Source organism: Leisingera coralii, assembly GCF_049056525.1.
GTDB classification, from domain to species: Bacteria; Pseudomonadota; Alphaproteobacteria; order Rhodobacterales; family Rhodobacteraceae; genus Leisingera; species Leisingera coralii.
The window spans coordinates 1-14,610 of record NZ_JBHUPT010000106.1; the positions used below are offsets into that span (position 1 = coordinate 1).

At 63.9% G+C, this 14,610-nt stretch carries 11 protein-coding genes; 4 read left to right on the forward strand and 7 right to left on the reverse strand.

Features of this window, described 5'->3' with window-relative positions:
- Positions 1 to 28: 28 nt before the first annotated feature.
- The 5 genes from ACFMBG_RS23480 to ACFMBG_RS23500 all read right to left on the reverse strand — a co-directional run bounded on the left by ACFMBG_RS23480 (position 29) and on the right by ACFMBG_RS23500 (position 7,133).
- Positions 29 to 2,689 (reverse strand): phosphoenolpyruvate carboxylase, encoded by a 2,661-nt coding sequence (locus ACFMBG_RS23480; protein ID WP_421057072.1) that lies wholly within the window; start codon positions 2,687 to 2,689, stop codon positions 29 to 31.
- The gene (locus ACFMBG_RS23485) at positions 2,689 to 3,660 is read right to left on the reverse strand and encodes a 2-hydroxyacid dehydrogenase (protein ID WP_421057073.1); all 972 of its coding nucleotides are present in this window, start codon (positions 3,658 to 3,660) and stop codon (positions 2,689 to 2,691) included. Before ACFMBG_RS23485 ends, ACFMBG_RS23480 begins: the two co-directional genes overlap by 1 nt.
- Before the next feature lie 100 nt (positions 3,661 to 3,760).
- The gene (sucD, locus tag ACFMBG_RS23490; RefSeq protein WP_174149633.1) at positions 3,761 to 4,654 is read right to left on the reverse strand and encodes a succinate--CoA ligase subunit alpha; all 894 of its coding nucleotides are present in this window, start codon (positions 4,652 to 4,654) and stop codon (positions 3,761 to 3,763) included.
- The gene (locus tag ACFMBG_RS23495) at positions 4,651 to 5,850 is read right to left on the reverse strand and encodes a malate--CoA ligase subunit beta (RefSeq protein ID WP_174149632.1); all 1,200 of its coding nucleotides are present in this window, start codon (positions 5,848 to 5,850) and stop codon (positions 4,651 to 4,653) included. The genes sucD and ACFMBG_RS23495 overlap by 4 nt, the downstream gene beginning before the upstream one ends.
- A gap of 32 nt (positions 5,851 to 5,882) precedes the next feature.
- Positions 5,883 to 7,133 (reverse strand): pyridoxal-phosphate-dependent aminotransferase family protein, encoded by a 1,251-nt coding sequence (locus ACFMBG_RS23500; protein WP_421057074.1) that lies wholly within the window; start codon positions 7,131 to 7,133, stop codon positions 5,883 to 5,885.
- A gap of 310 nt (positions 7,134 to 7,443) precedes the next feature.
- On the opposite strand from ACFMBG_RS23500, the gene ACFMBG_RS23505 reads away from it, so the two are divergent.
- The 3 genes from ACFMBG_RS23505 to ACFMBG_RS23515 all read left to right on the forward strand — a co-directional run bounded on the left by ACFMBG_RS23505 (position 7,444) and on the right by ACFMBG_RS23515 (position 10,566).
- Complete coding sequence (locus tag ACFMBG_RS23505; RefSeq protein ID WP_174149630.1) at positions 7,444 to 8,058, forward strand: response regulator transcription factor; 615 nt, start codon at positions 7,444 to 7,446, stop codon at positions 8,056 to 8,058.
- A gap of 187 nt (positions 8,059 to 8,245) precedes the next feature.
- Complete coding sequence (locus ACFMBG_RS23510) at positions 8,246 to 9,223, forward strand: HpcH/HpaI aldolase/citrate lyase family protein (protein WP_421057075.1); 978 nt, start codon at positions 8,246 to 8,248, stop codon at positions 9,221 to 9,223.
- An 80-nt stretch (positions 9,224 to 9,303) separates the two neighbouring features.
- Positions 9,304 to 10,566: a glycerate kinase type-2 family protein gene (locus ACFMBG_RS23515; RefSeq protein WP_421057076.1), complete on the forward strand. Its 1,263-nt coding sequence runs from the start codon at positions 9,304 to 9,306 to the stop codon at positions 10,564 to 10,566.
- Positions 10,567 to 10,678: 112 nt separating this feature from the next.
- Here ACFMBG_RS23515 and ACFMBG_RS23520 read toward each other — a convergent pair whose 3' ends face one another.
- Positions 10,679 to 11,095: a group II truncated hemoglobin gene (locus ACFMBG_RS23520; protein ID WP_421057077.1), complete on the reverse strand. Its 417-nt coding sequence runs from the start codon at positions 11,093 to 11,095 to the stop codon at positions 10,679 to 10,681.
- Positions 11,096 to 11,125: 30 nt separating this feature from the next.
- Positions 11,126 to 13,495 carry a trimethylamine N-oxide demethylase gene (gene tdm / locus ACFMBG_RS23525; RefSeq protein ID WP_421057078.1) on the reverse strand — a complete coding sequence of 790 codons (2,370 nt, stop codon included), beginning with the start codon at positions 13,493 to 13,495 and terminating at the stop codon, positions 11,126 to 11,128.
- Between the two features lie 180 nt (positions 13,496 to 13,675).
- Here tdm and ACFMBG_RS23530 point away from each other — a divergent pair, with 180 nt between their 5' ends.
- Complete coding sequence (locus tag ACFMBG_RS23530; protein WP_421057079.1) at positions 13,676 to 14,518, forward strand: EamA family transporter; 843 nt, start codon at positions 13,676 to 13,678, stop codon at positions 14,516 to 14,518.
- Positions 14,519 to 14,610: the final 92 nt, after the last annotated feature.

Below are 14,610 nucleotides of genomic sequence, written 5' to 3' on the forward strand. Positions count from 1 at the left end.
CAGATCTTTGGACATTCGGGGCTCCTGTCTATCCAGTCCAGCCCAAGCCCGCGGCAACGCAGTTCATCGACTGCATCAGCGGGACCGGCACTGTTGATGATTTCCGGGCGCGCTCCTCGCGCAGAAGGCGCACCTGGGTTTTGTGAATTTCGCGCAGCATGCTCTCGACCCGGCCGAAGCGGGTTCGCAGGCGCGGGAAACGGTCGGCGAGGCTGCTGTCTCCGGTCAGGAACTGGATGGCCTCGCGGGCCAGCTGGTACTCCTTGCGGATGGCGCCAAAGATGCGGTCGCGGATTTCCGCATCCTGCACCAGCGTTGCGTAATCGGCAGCAATCTCCATATCGCTTTGCAGCAGGGTCTTTTCGACCTCATCCACCACCAGGCGGAACAGCGGTGAATTGCAGAACATGTCCTGCAGCACCGCCTCGCCACGCTCGCCGCGGAACTTGCGGAAGCTGGCAACCGCAGAGCCGAACCCATACCAGCCGGTGATCATGTGGCGGTTCTGCGACCAGGCAAAGACCCAGGGGATCGCCCGCAGATCATCCAGCGAGCCGGCCCCGAAGCGGCGGGCAGGGCGAGAGCCGATCTTGAGCATGGCAAGCTCTTCCACCGGGCTGGCCTGCTGGAAATAGTCCAGGAAACCAGGCGCGTTCAGCAGGTTGGAATAGGCCGCCTGGGACATGCCAGCCAGCGCCTCGAACGCATCATCGTGCTCGGGGTTTACCGGCGGCGTGTCTTCCTGCAGCGAATGGCGCAGCACCGAGGAGGCCATCAGCTCCAGCTGATGCAGCGCGGTGCCGCGGTTGGCGTATTTGGAACTGACCACCTCACCCTGTTCGGTGATCCGCATCCGGCCCGCGATGGTTCCTGCGGGCTGGGCTGCAATGGCGCGCTCGGCCGGGGCGCCGCCGCGGGAGACCGAGCCGCCGCGGCCGTGGAAGAACACCGGCTTCATCCGGTGCGCCGCCAGGGTGCGGGTGATCAGGCGCTGCGCCTTCTCGAGCTCCCAGGTGGAGCAGAGGAAGCCGCCGTCCTTGTTGCTGTCGGAATAGCCCAGCATCACCTCGATCCGGTTGTCGCCGGATTTCAGCGAGCGGCGGGCAAAAGGCACGTCCAGCAGGCCGTTCAGGATACCCGGAGCAGCCCGCAGATCGCCGATGGTTTCAAACAGCGGCACAACTTTCAACGCTGCCTTTTCAGCTCCGAAGCCCGCGTAGCGTGCCAGCAGGTAGACGCCCAGCAGATCATCGGTGGAACGGGTCATCGACAGGATGAAGGGCCCCATGGCCTGCGGATCTTCGCCGGCGCCGGCGTCGCGCATCAGGCGCAGGAGCTTCAGCAGTTCACCGCTTTGCGGGCTCAGTTCATCCGGCATCGTGTAGGGCAGCGAGGCGCTGCCCAGTTCGCGGCGCAGCCGTGCGGACCACTCGGCGCTGCCGAATTCCGGCACGTCACCGGAGCGCGCCCAGATTTCGGTCAGCGTTTCGGTGGTCACGGTGGAGTTCTGGCGAACGTCGAGCGTCACCGTGCGGAAGCCAAAGACATCGGCCTGCCAGCGGATCGGGCGCACGTAACGGGCCGCCAGCCGGTGGGCTCCGATCTCTTCCAGCGCTTCCTCGACTTGGGTGAGGTCGCTGATGAAGTCGCCAAGATGGGCGTAGGCGCCAGGTTCCTGGGCCGCGGTTGCCCGGATGCGGGCAAGGATTGCCGTCAGCGCCTGGCGGAAGACTTCACCGGGATTGCGGGCCGCCAGGGCAGCGGCACCGGGCGCAGCTGCAATAATCCTGGCCAGCCGTGCGGCGGCACTCTCAGGCAGCGCAAATACGGCCGCCGAGATAGAAATCCGCTCCGCGGCAGTGGTCAGTGCCTTCTGGTAACGCTTCAGGATCGCCGCACGGTTGGCCGTCAGTGCAGCTGCTGTAGCCTCAACGGTCACATTCGGGTTGCCATCGCGGTCGCCGCCGATCCAGGAGTGGAACTTGAGGCAGGGCGCATCGGCGGTTGCGCCCAGGCGCGGTTCGGCAGCGGCAATGTAGCGCTCGAACAGCTGCGGCACCGCCTCATAGAGGCTATCGCGGAAGAATTGCAGGCCCCACTGGATTTCGTCCTGCAAGCTGGGCCGGTCGCGGCGCAGCTCACCTGTCATCCAAAGCAGATCGATTTCCGAGCGCAGGTCCTCCAGCAGACCCGCACGCTCACGCGGGGTCCAGCGCTTGGCCTCCAGCGACACCAGACCGCGGTAGATGCGGCGGTGGATTTCCAGGATGGTGACGCGCTTGGCCTCGGTCGGGTGCGCGGTCAGGGTCGGGCCGATAGAAAACTGGCTGGCCACCTCCTGCAGCCGTTCCGGTGTGGCCAGTTCTCCGGCCAGGTCAAGGGCGCGGGCAAAGCTGCCTTCAACCACTTCCGGCCCGTCCTGCGTCTCCGCCATGCGGCGGTCGCGCATGGCCGCGTTTTCCTCGATGATCTTCAGCAGCTGGAACCAGATATTGAAGGCCTGCAGATAAGGAGTGGCCGGCTGGTCGCCGGACAGGTCCCATGCAGTTTCCCCCATGGCCTTCTGCGCCACTTCCGGCGCGCGCTGGCGCAGGACATCCAGCCACAGGGCGTGGAGTTCATTGCGAAGTTCGGCGGCATAGCCGGTGTCTTCGACCCCGGCATGTGTGGTTTCGGCTGGATCCCCCATCACATCACCCGGTCGCGCGGTTCGCGCCCTGCAAAGAAATCAGTCAGATTGTCGAGCACGCGGAAGCCCATCGCCTCGCGCGCTTCGCGGGTGGCGCTGCCCAGGTGCGGCAGCATCACCAGGTTGTCGCAATCCATCAGGTCCGGGTTAATGCGCGGCTCGCCGTCGAACACATCCAGCCCGGCGCCGCCGATGGTTTCGAACCACAGGGCGCGGGACAGGGCCAGCTCGTCGATCACCTCGCCGCGGGCTGTATTAATAAGGAAGGCATCCGGCTTCATCAGGTTCAGCATCCGGGTGTTGATCAGATGCCGGTTTGCAGCGCCGCCGGGACAGTGCAGCGAGACAAAGTCGCATTGCGGCATCAGATCTTCCAGGCTGTCCACCTGGGTCGCGTTGTAACGGGCCAGCACATCCGGGGACACGCGGGAGCGGTTCTGCACCACGATCTTCATACCGAACCCGTGGTGGGCGCGGCGGGCCATCTCCTGGCCGATGCGGCCGAAACCGACGATGCCCAGCGTCTTGCCGGAAACCTTGGTGCCGACCAGATGGGTCGGGCGCCAGCCGGTCCATTCGCCGGCCCGCAGCTCACGCTCGCCTTCGCCAGCCCGGCGGGCCACCATCAAGAGCAGCGTCATGGCAATGTCAGCAGTGCATTCGCTCAGCACATCCGGCGTGTTGGTCACGGTCATGCCGTGACCGGCTGCGCCATGCATATCGATATGAGAATAGCCGACACCGTAGTTTGCCAGGATCCGGGCCTGTGGTTTGGCGATATCGAACGCCTTGGCCGATATCTTGTCGGTCACGGTCGGCAGCACCGCGTCATAGGACGTCATCGCGGCGCGCAGCTCATCCTCGCTCAGCGGCTTATCGCCCGTGTTCAGCACAGCATCAAACGCCTCGGAAAGCTGCGCCTCCACTGCGGCGGGCCAGCGGCGGGTCACCAGAACCTTGGGCTTTGCCATGATTTCATCTCCCTGACGTGCTTGTGCTTTTATTAATGCGCTCCACCCCCGCCATTGCCCCGGGCCAAGGGTGGAGCGTTGCGCCTGTTCCGTTGCCGGATCAGGCGGCGTTCTTTTTCATAACGCTTGCGATGGTTTCGCCGATCACGGCGGGGTTCTCGGCAACGGTTACGCCGGCGGCCGACAGGATCTCCACCTTCTCGGAGGCGGATTCGCCGAAGGCCGAGATGATCGCGCCCGCGTGGCCCATGGTGCGGCCCTTGGGGGCTGTCAGACCCGCGACATAGGCCACCACCGGCTTGGTCACGTGGTTCTTGATGTAATCCGCCGCTTCCGCTTCCTGCGGGCCGCCGATTTCACCGATCATCGCGATGACCTCAGTTTCCGGATCCTTCTCGAACCATTCCAGGATATCCTTGAAGGAGGAGCCGTTGATCGGGTCGCCGCCGATGCCGACCGAGGTGGAGACACCCAAGCCCAGCTCTTTCAGCTGCGCCGCGGCCTCATAGCCCAGGGTCCCCGAACGGCCGATGATGCCCACGGTGCCCGGCAGGTAGATATGGCCCGGCATGATGCCCAGCAGCGCCTTGCCCGGTGAGATGGTGCCCGCGCAGTTCGGGCCGGTCAGGATCATCCGCTTTTCCTTGGGGTAGCGGTACATGTAGCGCTTCACGCGGATCATGTCCTGGGCCGGGATGCCGTCGGTGATGCAGACGCAGTAGTGAATGCCCGCATCCGCCGCTTCCATGATGGAGTCGGCTGCAAACGGCGGCGGCACAAACACCAGCGAGGCATTGGCGCCGGTGGCCTCAACCGCTTCTTTCACGGTGTTGAAGACCGGCACGCCCTCGACGGTCTCGCCGCCCTTGCCCGGCACCACGCCGCCCACGACGTTGGTTCCGTATTCGATCATGTCCTTGGTGTGGAACCGGGCGATCTTGCCGGTGATGCCCTGGACGATGACACGGCTTTCGCGATCAAGAAGGATGCTCATTTGACGGCCCTCACACGAGTGTTTTGATCAAGGTCGTTTTTCCACGCGCCGACGGCCCGTTCAGCGGCTTCCATCAGCGAGGTTGCACGGATCAGCGGCAGGCCGGACTGGGCCAGGATCTTCTGGCCTTCCTCCACGTTAGTGCCCGCAAGACGGACCACCACGGGCACGTCGACCTGCACTTCCTTCAGCGCCTGCACCACGCCTTCGGCAACCCAGTCGCAGCGGTTGATGCCGGCGAAGATGTTGACCAGAACCGCCTGCACATTGCTGTCGGACATCACCAGGCGGAACGCCTTGGCGACCCGTTCCGGGGTCGCGCCGCCGCCGATGTCCAGGAAGTTGGCAGGCTCGCCGCCAGCCAGCTTGATGGTGTCCATGGTCGCCATCGCCAGGCCTGCACCGTTCACGATGCAGCCGATGTTGCCTTCGAGGCCGACATAAGACAGGCCGCGGTCGGCAGCGCGGCTTTCGCGCGGGTCTTCCTGGCTCTTGTCGCGCAGCTCCGCGATCTGCGGATGGCGGAACAGGGCGTTGTCGTCAAAGGTCATCTTGGCGTCCAGCGCGATGACCCGGTTGTCCGAGGTGACCACCAGCGGGTTGATCTCAACCATGGTGGCGTCCAGTTCGGAAAACGCCTGGTAGCAGCCCTTGAGGGTGCGCACCATCTGCTGCGTCATCGCCGGTTCGATGCCCAGCTGGAACGCGATCTCCCGTGCCTGGAAGTCCTGCAGGCCAACGGCCGGCTCAACGGTCGAACGCACGATGGACTCGGGGCGCTCGGCGGAGATCTCCTCAATCTCCATGCCGCCTTCGGACGAGGCAACGATCATCACCCGCTGGCTGGAGCGGTCCAGCACAAAGCCCAGGTAGATCTCGCGGGCGATCGGCACCGCACCTTCGACATAGACACGGTAGATGCCTTTGCCTTCGGGGCCGGTCTGGTGGGTCACCAGCTTCTTGCCGAACAGGTTCTCGGTTGCCTCATAGATCTCGGCTTCCGAGTTGCACAGCTTGACGCCGCCCGCTTTGCCGCGGCCGCCGGCGTGAACCTGGGCCTTGACGATCCATTTGTCGCCGCCCAGTTCCCGCGCGCGGTAGGCCGCCTGCTCGGGGCTGTAGGCCAGCGCGCCCGGGGGAACGGTCACGCCGAAGTTGCTGAGAACTTCCTTGGCCTGATACTCGTGGATATCCATGGTCCTCTCCTCGTCATGGATGTCGGAATTAGTTACTCAGCGGCCTCAAGGGCTGCGGAGTAGTGCCTGTCGAGCAGAGCGTTGATCGCGTCCATGTCGACATTTGCGCCCATGTCGTTCATCGCCTTGCCGAAGCGGTTGACGATGTCGGTGATGGCGGCAGGGGTGATCTGGTTCAGGATGCCGATGCGGACCTGGACCGGCTCCGACAGGGTCGGCCAGATGCCAAAGCCCACAGCGCGGCAGTTGCCCACCAGCTCTTTTTCGCGGCCGGCCAGATCGCCGGGCAGGTTCAGAACCACCAGGCTGGTCATGTTGCTGGTCACGTCGCAGCCCATCGCGGTCACGGCGTCGCGCAGCGCTTTCTCGTGGAAGGCATAGTCGCGGGCCTTCTGGGCGCGGCCGTGCTGCAGGGTGATCCGCAGCGCCTCGTGGAAGGCGGCAACCGCATAGCCGGAGTGAGTGCGGTGGTAGGTGCCGGCGGCAACGTCCTGGCCGTCCACGATGCCCCAGTGGCGGGCTTCCAGGATCGGGTTGTGGACATAGGAATGGCAGCCGTTTTCACGCACGGTCTGGATGTACTTGTCTGTGAACGAGACCGGCGCGTAGGTCAGCGGCAGGCACAGCACGCCTTTCTGCGGGCAGGAGGCCCAGCCGGCAACGCCCGGGTAATCGTCGATCGAGAAATCCTCGATGCCCAGCGACGACACCGCGTCGATCAGGCCCATCACGCCGTGCTTGACGCAAGCGTCCGAGAAGCCCTTGAGGTCGTTGATGCGGCCCGAGCCGGTTTCCCAATGCGCCATGAAGGCCCACTTGGGCTTCTTCTCGGCCAGCACCTGCTCCACCAGCTTGCCGGAGACCGACTCGCCGTGCGACACGTCGACCACGGTCACGGAGGCCGGCTGCGGGTTCATCGCGTCGGCAGCCAGTTCCTCGCGGGTGGCGGCCTTCATCCGGATGGTCATTGCGTCGATGCCCGAGAAGGTGCCATTCTGGAAGGCAACCACGGTGTCGCCGGGCAGGATCGCGTTCAGCATGCAGTCCAGGCCCGAGAAGCCGGTGCCGCCGACGCCGTAGGTGTAGGTGTTGGCGGTGCCCCACAGGTCGCGCAGCATCTGCTTGCACTCGATCATGCCGCGCAGCACGTCCGCCTGCATGTGGTCGGCCAGGCCGGTGTTGGCAAAGGCTTGCAGCACGCGGGGGTCGGTATTGCCCGGGCCAGGGCCGGCGGCCAGGGTTTCCGGGATTTCCAGGCTGCGGAAGATCGTGGGTTCAGTCATCGGGGTTAGACCTCGCTGGTTTCGTTTCGGCGATGTGCCGGAGGTCCCTGGCCTTCTTCGTCGCGATCTTCGCTGCGGGAAGGTTTGTTTCCTGTCGTGCAACATCTGTTAACCCAAGGAAACCCTAGGTCGACAAAACCCGCAACATTCCTATATCCTGCTTTTGGGTATCTAAACGGGTGGCAAAAAACCTACCCAAATCGGTAAAAATACCGTTGCATACCAAAATAGACCCTACCTACTTGGGTAGTTTTTAACAAAAGGGCACCAAATGGCTCCTATAAGCGACAAAGTTTCCCCGATATCGGTCATGCTTGCTGACGCAAATCCGCTGGTGCTGTCGGCAATGTCCGAGATCTTCGACAAGGACCCGCGATTCTCGCTGGTCGCCACCTCCGCAACCGCCGAAGGCTTCCTCGGAACGGTGATGCGGGTGCCGGTTCAGGTCGGGATCATCGACTGGAACCTGCCCGCGCTCGGCGGCGCCAAGCTGATCGAGGTGCTGCGCGACCAGGCCAACGCGCCGCGGCTGGTGGTCTATGCCGACGACAGCGGCGACGTTCCGCGCAAGGCGATGAGCGCAGGCGCCGCCGGCTTTGCACCGCGCTCCAGCGCCGTCGACGGGCTGCTGGACACCTGCCTGGCCGTGGCGGCGGGCAAGATGGTGTTCCCCTTCCTCGACGTCCGGGGCCTGCAGACCGATCCGATCGAGCAGCTGTCGCGCCGTGAGCGCACGATGCTGGAGGCGCTGTCCAAGGGGCTCACCAACAAGGAGCTCAGCAAGGAGCTGGAGATTTCGACCAACACGGTGAAGTTCCACCTGTCGAACCTCTACGAAAAACTCTCGGTCAAGAACCGCGCCCAGGCGATTGCGTTCTACTACGCCAACCGCGCCGCCAAGGGCGATTTCAGCTTGGAGGAATGACCCAGGTTTGCCGCCCCGCGCCTCGCACGCGTGCGCGTATACGCGTACGCACGCGGGAGCGCGACGCGCGGGCGCGCTCCCGCGCGAATGTATTTAAATGAAAACTTTTTTCTTGACAGGAAACACTCTCATGGGGAATGCCTAGGGAGGAGAGGACGAAACCCCATTGCGAATGAGGAGCGCACCCATGTCGTTTCATACCGTCGAACAGGCCCCTGGCCGCCTGAACCGCAGCGAGCTGGCAATCCCCGGCTCTCAGCCCCAAATGTTTGAAAAAGCAGCGAAATCTGATGTTGACGTGATCTTCCTGGATCTCGAAGACGCGGTTGCGCCGGACGAAAAAGACCAAGCCCGCAAGAACATCATCAAGGCCCTGAACGAGATCGACTGGGGCAACAAATCCATGTCGGTGCGAATCAACGGCCTCGACACCCACTACATGTACCGTGATGTCGTCGATGTGGTTGAACAGGCAGGCGAACGCCTCGACCTGATCATGGTCCCCAAGGTGGGCACCGCGGCCGACGTTTACGCCGTCGACATGCTGGTTACCCAGATCGAAGACGCGAAGGGCTACAAAAAGCGGATCGGCTTCGAGCACATCATCGAGACCGCGCTCGGCATGCAGAACGTGAGTGAAATTGCCGCAGCCTCCAAGCGCAATGAATCGCTGCATTTTGGCGTTGCCGACTATGCCGCCTCGACCCGCGCCCGCACCACCATCATCGGCGGCGTGAACCCCGATTACTCGGTGCTGACCGACCCGGCCGAAGACGGCTCCCGCGGCGTGCACTGGGGCGACATGTGGCACTATGCGCTGGCCCGCATGGTGGTTGCCGCCCGCGCCAACGGCCTGCGCCCGATCGACGGCCCGTTCGGCGATTTCCAGGACAAGGAAGGCTACAAGGCCGCCGCCAAGCGCGCCGCGGTGCTGGGCTGCGAAGGCAAATGGGCCATCCACCCCAGCCAGATCGAACTGGCCAACGAGGTGATGTCGCCGTCGGACGCGGAAATCACCAAGGCGCACCGCATCCTGGAAGCCATGGCCGAAGCCGAAGCGGCCGGCAAAGGCGCAGTGTCGCTGGACGGCCGCCTGATTGACTACGCCTCGATCCGTCAGGCAGAAGTGCTAGTGGAAAAAGCCAAGCAGATCGCCGGCAACTAAGCCGCCGTTCGCTTTCAAGACCTTACGCCGTCCCGGCATTGGCCGGGGCGGCTAAGCGGCGCTATGCCAGGGAGATGCAGATGACCGGATTGCTGACCACCGCCAAGGCCCTGTTTCAGGCCGCTATCGACCGGGCAGACCCGGCGCAGGCGCTGCGTGCCCAACTGGCGTCCTCGCCGCTCTCCCCCCTGCCCGAAGGCGGCAGGAATGTGCTGCTGGCCGTCGGCAAAGCAGCCATCCCAATGATGCGCGAAGCGCTGGCGCTGATCCCGGATGCAGACCAGGCTTTGGCGATTACAAACCCCGAAAATTACACGGAAATTCCCGGCGCCACGGTGATCTGCGGCGCCCATCCGGTGCCGGATGAAACCAGCGCCACCGCTGGTCAGGCCGCCATCGAGCTGGCCTGTTCCCTCGGCCCGAATGACCGGCTGATCGCGCTGATTTCCGGCGGCGGCTCCGCCCTGATGGTGGCCCCTGCCCCCGGCTTGACGCTGGCGGACAAGGCAGCCGTGAACAAGCTGCTGCTCGCCTCGGGCCTTGAGATCAACGAGATGAACCTGATCCGCCAGCAGCTGTCCGACACCAAGGGCGGCGGATTGCTGCGCCACGCCGCGCCCGCCCAGGTGCAGGCCTTCATCCTGTCGGACGTGATCGGCGACGACCTGCGCGCCATTGCCTCCGGCCCCACCGTGGCGCCCATCGGCACCCGCGCACAGGCGCAGGAGATCCTGCAGCGCGCCGGCATCTGGGACAGTGCCCCCGAAGCCGTCAAAACCCTTCTCAGCGCCGCTGAGGAGGTCCGGGACACGCCGCCCCCGGCCACCAACACATTGATCGGCTCCAACCGCCACAGCCTCAAGGCGATGATGGCCGCAGCGGCGGAGGATTGGGCTCCCAAGCTGATCTCCCACCGCTTGGTCGGCGATGTGGCTGAGGCCGCGGAAACCATTGTGGCTGCTGCGGAAACCGCTCCCAAGGACAAACCCGTCGCGCTGATCTTCGGCGGTGAAACCACGGTACAGCTCCGCGGCAGCGGCCTCGGCGGCCGCAATCAGGAGCTTGCTCTGCGTGTCGCCAAACTGGGCGCGGAACGGCTCAGCGGCGACTGGCTATTCCTCTCCGGGGGCACTGACGGGCGCGATGGCCCCACCGACGCCGCAGGCGGCATCGTCACCGCCGCCTCTTGGGAGGCCATCAGGGCGGCCGGTCAGGACCCGGACACACTGCTGGCCAACAACGACAGCTACGCGGCCCTCAAGGCCGCCGGCGCGCTGCTGATCACCGGCGGCACCGGCACCAACGTGGCCGATGTGCAGGTTTTCCTGAGGCTGCCCGGCTAACTACTGGTCGGCACCCGCTTTTCATCTTTCCTGAAGTACTCCCGTCCCGCTGCCCGGCAGGCGGCTTCGCCGCCGAAAGGGGAGGCTCCCGCAACTGCCAAAGGCACTGCGTTCAAGCCGGCACGCGCTTCTCACCCCATTCGGCCAGGTCATTCACCAGCATCAGCGCCACCCGCCGGAACACCTGGCGCAGCCGCTCCACATGCGGCCCTTCCAGCTTGAGCTCCGCCAGCGCCTGATCCATGCACTTGAGCCAGTTCTCGGCGTCTTCCCCGGTGATCGGCACATGGGCGTGCATCAGTTTCACGTCCATATGCCCGTGTTTTTCCTCATAATAGCGGCGCCCGCCCATGAAGCCCGACAGGAAATTGAACTGTTCGATCCGGGCATGGTCCATGCCATGCCCGCGTTTGTGCAGCTTGACGATCTGGGCGCCGGTCCCGGTTTCCTCGACAATGTCGTAGAACCGCTCGACCAGGGTGCGCAGCACTTCCTCGCCGCCGATCTGCTCAATCAGCTTCTGAACCATTTAACCTCCCTACCCCGCAAACGGGCGGCCTCAGGATTGAGGCCGCGTTTTCTTGGGGTCGTAATGCGCAAAGGGTACAATCTTGGCCGGCAGCCGTTTTTGATGCCCGTCAAGTTTGCCGATTTCCACCTCGGTCCCCACTTCGGAACAGGACACATCTACCCGTGCCAGCGCGATGTTCTTGCCCAGGAGCGGTGAACGCATCGAGGATGTCACCTCACCAATCTGTGCCCGGCCAATATGCACGCAGTCGCCGTGGCCCACGTCGATCGCCGAGTCGATATCCAGCCCCACCAGCTTGCGCGCAGGCGTGGTCTTACGCCGGATCAGCGCGTCGCGGCCGATGAAGTCATCCTCTTTCGATTTCAGCGGCACGGTGAAGCCGATGCCCGCCTCAAACGGGTCGGTCTGATCGGAGAAGTCATAGCCCGCAAAGATCAGCCCGGCCTCGATCCGCACCATGTCGAGCGCCTCCAGACCCATCGGGCGGATGCCATGGTCCTGCCCGGCCTCCCAGACCGCATCAAAGACCTCGCTGGCGTGCTTGGGGTGGCAGAAAATCTCATAGCCCAGCTCGCCGGTGTAACCGGTCCGCGACACCACCACCGGCACGCCCTGGTCATCACCGATGCGCGCAGGCGTGAAGCGGAACCAGCCCAGCTCCTCCAGCGTCGGGTTGTGCGGCGCGGTCCAGATGATCTTCTTCAGCAGGTCCCGGCTCTCCGGCCCCTGCACCGCGATGTTATGCTGCATGTCGGTCGAGGAGCGGATCAGCACGTTCAGACCCAGCTTCTCGGCCTGCTCGCGGATCCATTCGCCGCCGTAGTCCGAGCCGCCGATCCAGCGGAAATTGTCCTTGCCCAGGCGGAACACGGTGCCGTCGTCGATCATCCCGCCATGCGGATAGCACATCGCGGTATAGACCACCTGCCCAACCGCCAGCTTCTTGATATTGCGGGTAAAGATATACTGGCACAACGCCTCGGCATCTGGCCCGGTGATCTCGAACTTGCGCAGGGCGGAGAGGTCCAGCACCACACATTTCTCGCGGCAGGCCCAATATTCCTCCAGCGGCCCGGACTCGGCATAGCAATTGGCCAGCCAGAACCCGTTATACTCGATGAAATTGCGGGTCATCTTGCTGAGGCGGTCGTGGAAACCGGTTTCCTTGGTCATCTTGGGCTCCGATTCAGGGGTCGCGCGGAACGCAATTGCCCGCTTGAAGGTCTCTTGTCCGCTGTAGGTGCGGACGTGAATGTCGGTGGGGTTCCAGCCATTGGCGGCGCTGGTGTCATCCGGGCAGGCAGAGCTGACACAGACCAGATCGGTCAAGGCCCGCAACAGCACGTAGTCGCCGGGCCGGGTCCAGGGCTCATCGGCATACATCACGCCGTGATCGTCCAGCCCGGTGTTGAAGAAGAAGTTGATCGCCATCCAACCGGCCCGCGGCGTCACCCCATGGCCCGCCAGCGCGCCATTGAAGTTGTCTGAGCAGTTCACATGGCCGGGATAGCCGATGTCATCGTAGTATTTCGCGGCGCAGGCCAGGGCAAAGGCATCGTGCCGCCCCACGGTGTCCTGCACCACCTCGACCAGCGGCAGCATGTCCTGGTCATAGTATTTCGCATGCAGTCCCGGCATCGGATAGGCATGGCCCATCAGCGTCCGGGTAGTGGTCACGTCCAGCGCATGCTCTACGCCCTTGTCCAGCTTGCGGGCGGCGAAGCACTGGAAATCGGTGCACTGGCGGCCATCCACATCAATGATCTGGATAAAGTCGCCCGCCTTCACGAAATAGCTTTCCGCCGTGGCGCTGTGCACCCGCACCTCGTTCACCGGCTCCGCCAGCGGGTCGGGCAGCTCAAACCGCGCCACCTGCTTGATCACCGCCCGCTTGACCATGACGGTCAGCTGTGTCGCGGTGTCCTGCCGTTCGAAGTCCATGATCCCGCCAGGCGCTGCAATGATCACCACCCCGTCGCGCTGCGCGGTAAAGCTCTCCTCGGTCTTGGCAGGTGTCGTGCTGTCAAAGAACCGCACCGCACCACCCTGTGCCAGGTCGATGCCGCGCGCCTCCATCCCCATGCGTAAGCCGCGCAACGACTGATCCGAGGAGGTCAGCAGCGCCTTCAGCCCGCTTGCATCGCTATTGGGCGCCGCGCCAATGATCCCGGCATCGATACGGCCCTTGTCTTCTGCGGCAATGATCTCGCAGGGCTGCCCGCCCTCATCGTTGATCACCGTCACCCGGTCGCCTGTTTCCACGCGGATCAGGATCGCACCGCAGCCTTCGACCACGTATCGCTCCGTCCCTTTCGGCAGCGAAAACACCGACGGCTGATACAATCCAGAAGGCTTCGGCGGCCCTTTGACAACCTCAGGGAAGCTCATGTCATTCATCGCGCATCTCCTGTTGGACTCCGGCCAAAAATTGCACGGTCGGAATATTTATTTATTGAAAAGAATATTGCGTTCCTCCACTCTAATCAACAAACATGTTGATTTTCTGCGGAAAAACGGCAAATGCCCGGGATGCGTCATTTTCCTGGGGGTGAATGCCGCAAATGAGGGATAACCGCCATGCACTCGCTGCTTCTTGGCCTTGCGGCAGCCCTTTCCTGGGGAATCCATGATCTTTGCGTGCGCTTTGTTTCACAAAGAACTGGCATTCTGCCGGCCATGCTGACCGTCTTTGCCAGCGGGGCGATTCTGGTGGCTGCCGCGGCCTTGGCCTTTGGCAATTGGCAAGCGATGACCCTGCCGGCAGCCCGGCTGGCCGGGCTGTCCGGGGCCATCTTTGCCTTGGCATCCTACGCGCTTTACCGGGCCTTTGCGCTAGGACCGGTAAAGCTGGTGGCGCCGCTGATCGGCGCCTACCCAGTGCTGTCTCTGGGCATGGCGATGCTGCAAGGCCAGCCGGTTGGCCTTGGCCACTGGCTGGCAGTTGCGGTGGTGGTCGGCGGCGTGGGGTGCATCGCCATCTTCTCCACCGAAGACGACGGCAGCCCGGTGAATCTGCAAGCGGCGGCCTGGGGGCTGGCCGGTGCCATCGGCTTTGCGCTCACCTTCGCAGTTGGCCAGGCCGCAACCCAGGCCGGGGCCGAATTGCCGGTGCTGATCGTCACCCGGATGGCTGCGATCCTGATCCTGCTTGGCCTCGCGTTCCTGGCCCGGATGGTCCAGCTGCCCGCCCGCAAGGTGCTTCCGCTCTTGTGCCTGATGGGTGCATTGGATGCCATTGCCCTCGGCCTGGTGATTTACTCCGGCAGCCTGCCCCGGCCTGAATTCGCGTCTGTCAGCGCCTCGCTGTTCGGCCTGGTCACCGTGGTCCTGGCCTGGCTTGTGCTGCGTGAAAGCATGAACCGCGCGCAGTGGATCAGCGTTGCCGTCACCTTTGGCGGCATTGCTTATCTGGGCTTCTGAACCCGGCCCGCATTGAACTTTCCAAAAGGGCTCCGCCCGTTCGCGGGGGAAACGCTCCACTGGAGCGTTTCCAGGAACCCCGCTCACCCCGC

Coding starts and splice junctions, on each gene's coding strand:
- ACFMBG_RS23480 (WP_421057072.1), bottom strand. CDS start 2,689: ATGGGGGATCCAGCCGAAACCACACATGCCGGGGTCGAAGACACCGGC.
- ACFMBG_RS23485 (WP_421057073.1), bottom strand. CDS start 3,660: ATGGCAAAGCCCAAGGTTCTGGTGACCCGCCGCTGGCCCGCCGCAGTG.
- sucD (WP_174149633.1), bottom strand. CDS start 4,654: ATGAGCATCCTTCTTGATCGCGAAAGCCGTGTCATCGTCCAGGGCATC.
- ACFMBG_RS23495 (WP_174149632.1), bottom strand. CDS start 5,850: ATGGATATCCACGAGTATCAGGCCAAGGAAGTTCTCAGCAACTTCGGC.
- ACFMBG_RS23500 (WP_421057074.1), bottom strand. CDS start 7,133: ATGACTGAACCCACGATCTTCCGCAGCCTGGAAATCCCGGAAACCCTG.
- ACFMBG_RS23505 (WP_174149630.1), top strand. CDS start 7,444: ATGCTTGCTGACGCAAATCCGCTGGTGCTGTCGGCAATGTCCGAGATC.
- ACFMBG_RS23510 (WP_421057075.1), top strand. CDS start 8,246: ATGTCGTTTCATACCGTCGAACAGGCCCCTGGCCGCCTGAACCGCAGC.
- ACFMBG_RS23515 (WP_421057076.1), top strand. CDS start 9,304: ATGACCGGATTGCTGACCACCGCCAAGGCCCTGTTTCAGGCCGCTATC.
- ACFMBG_RS23520 (WP_421057077.1), bottom strand. CDS start 11,095: ATGGTTCAGAAGCTGATTGAGCAGATCGGCGGCGAGGAAGTGCTGCGC.
- tdm (WP_421057078.1), bottom strand. CDS start 13,495: ATGAATGACATGAGCTTCCCTGAGGTTGTCAAAGGGCCGCCGAAGCCT.
- ACFMBG_RS23530 (WP_421057079.1), top strand. CDS start 13,676: ATGCACTCGCTGCTTCTTGGCCTTGCGGCAGCCCTTTCCTGGGGAATC.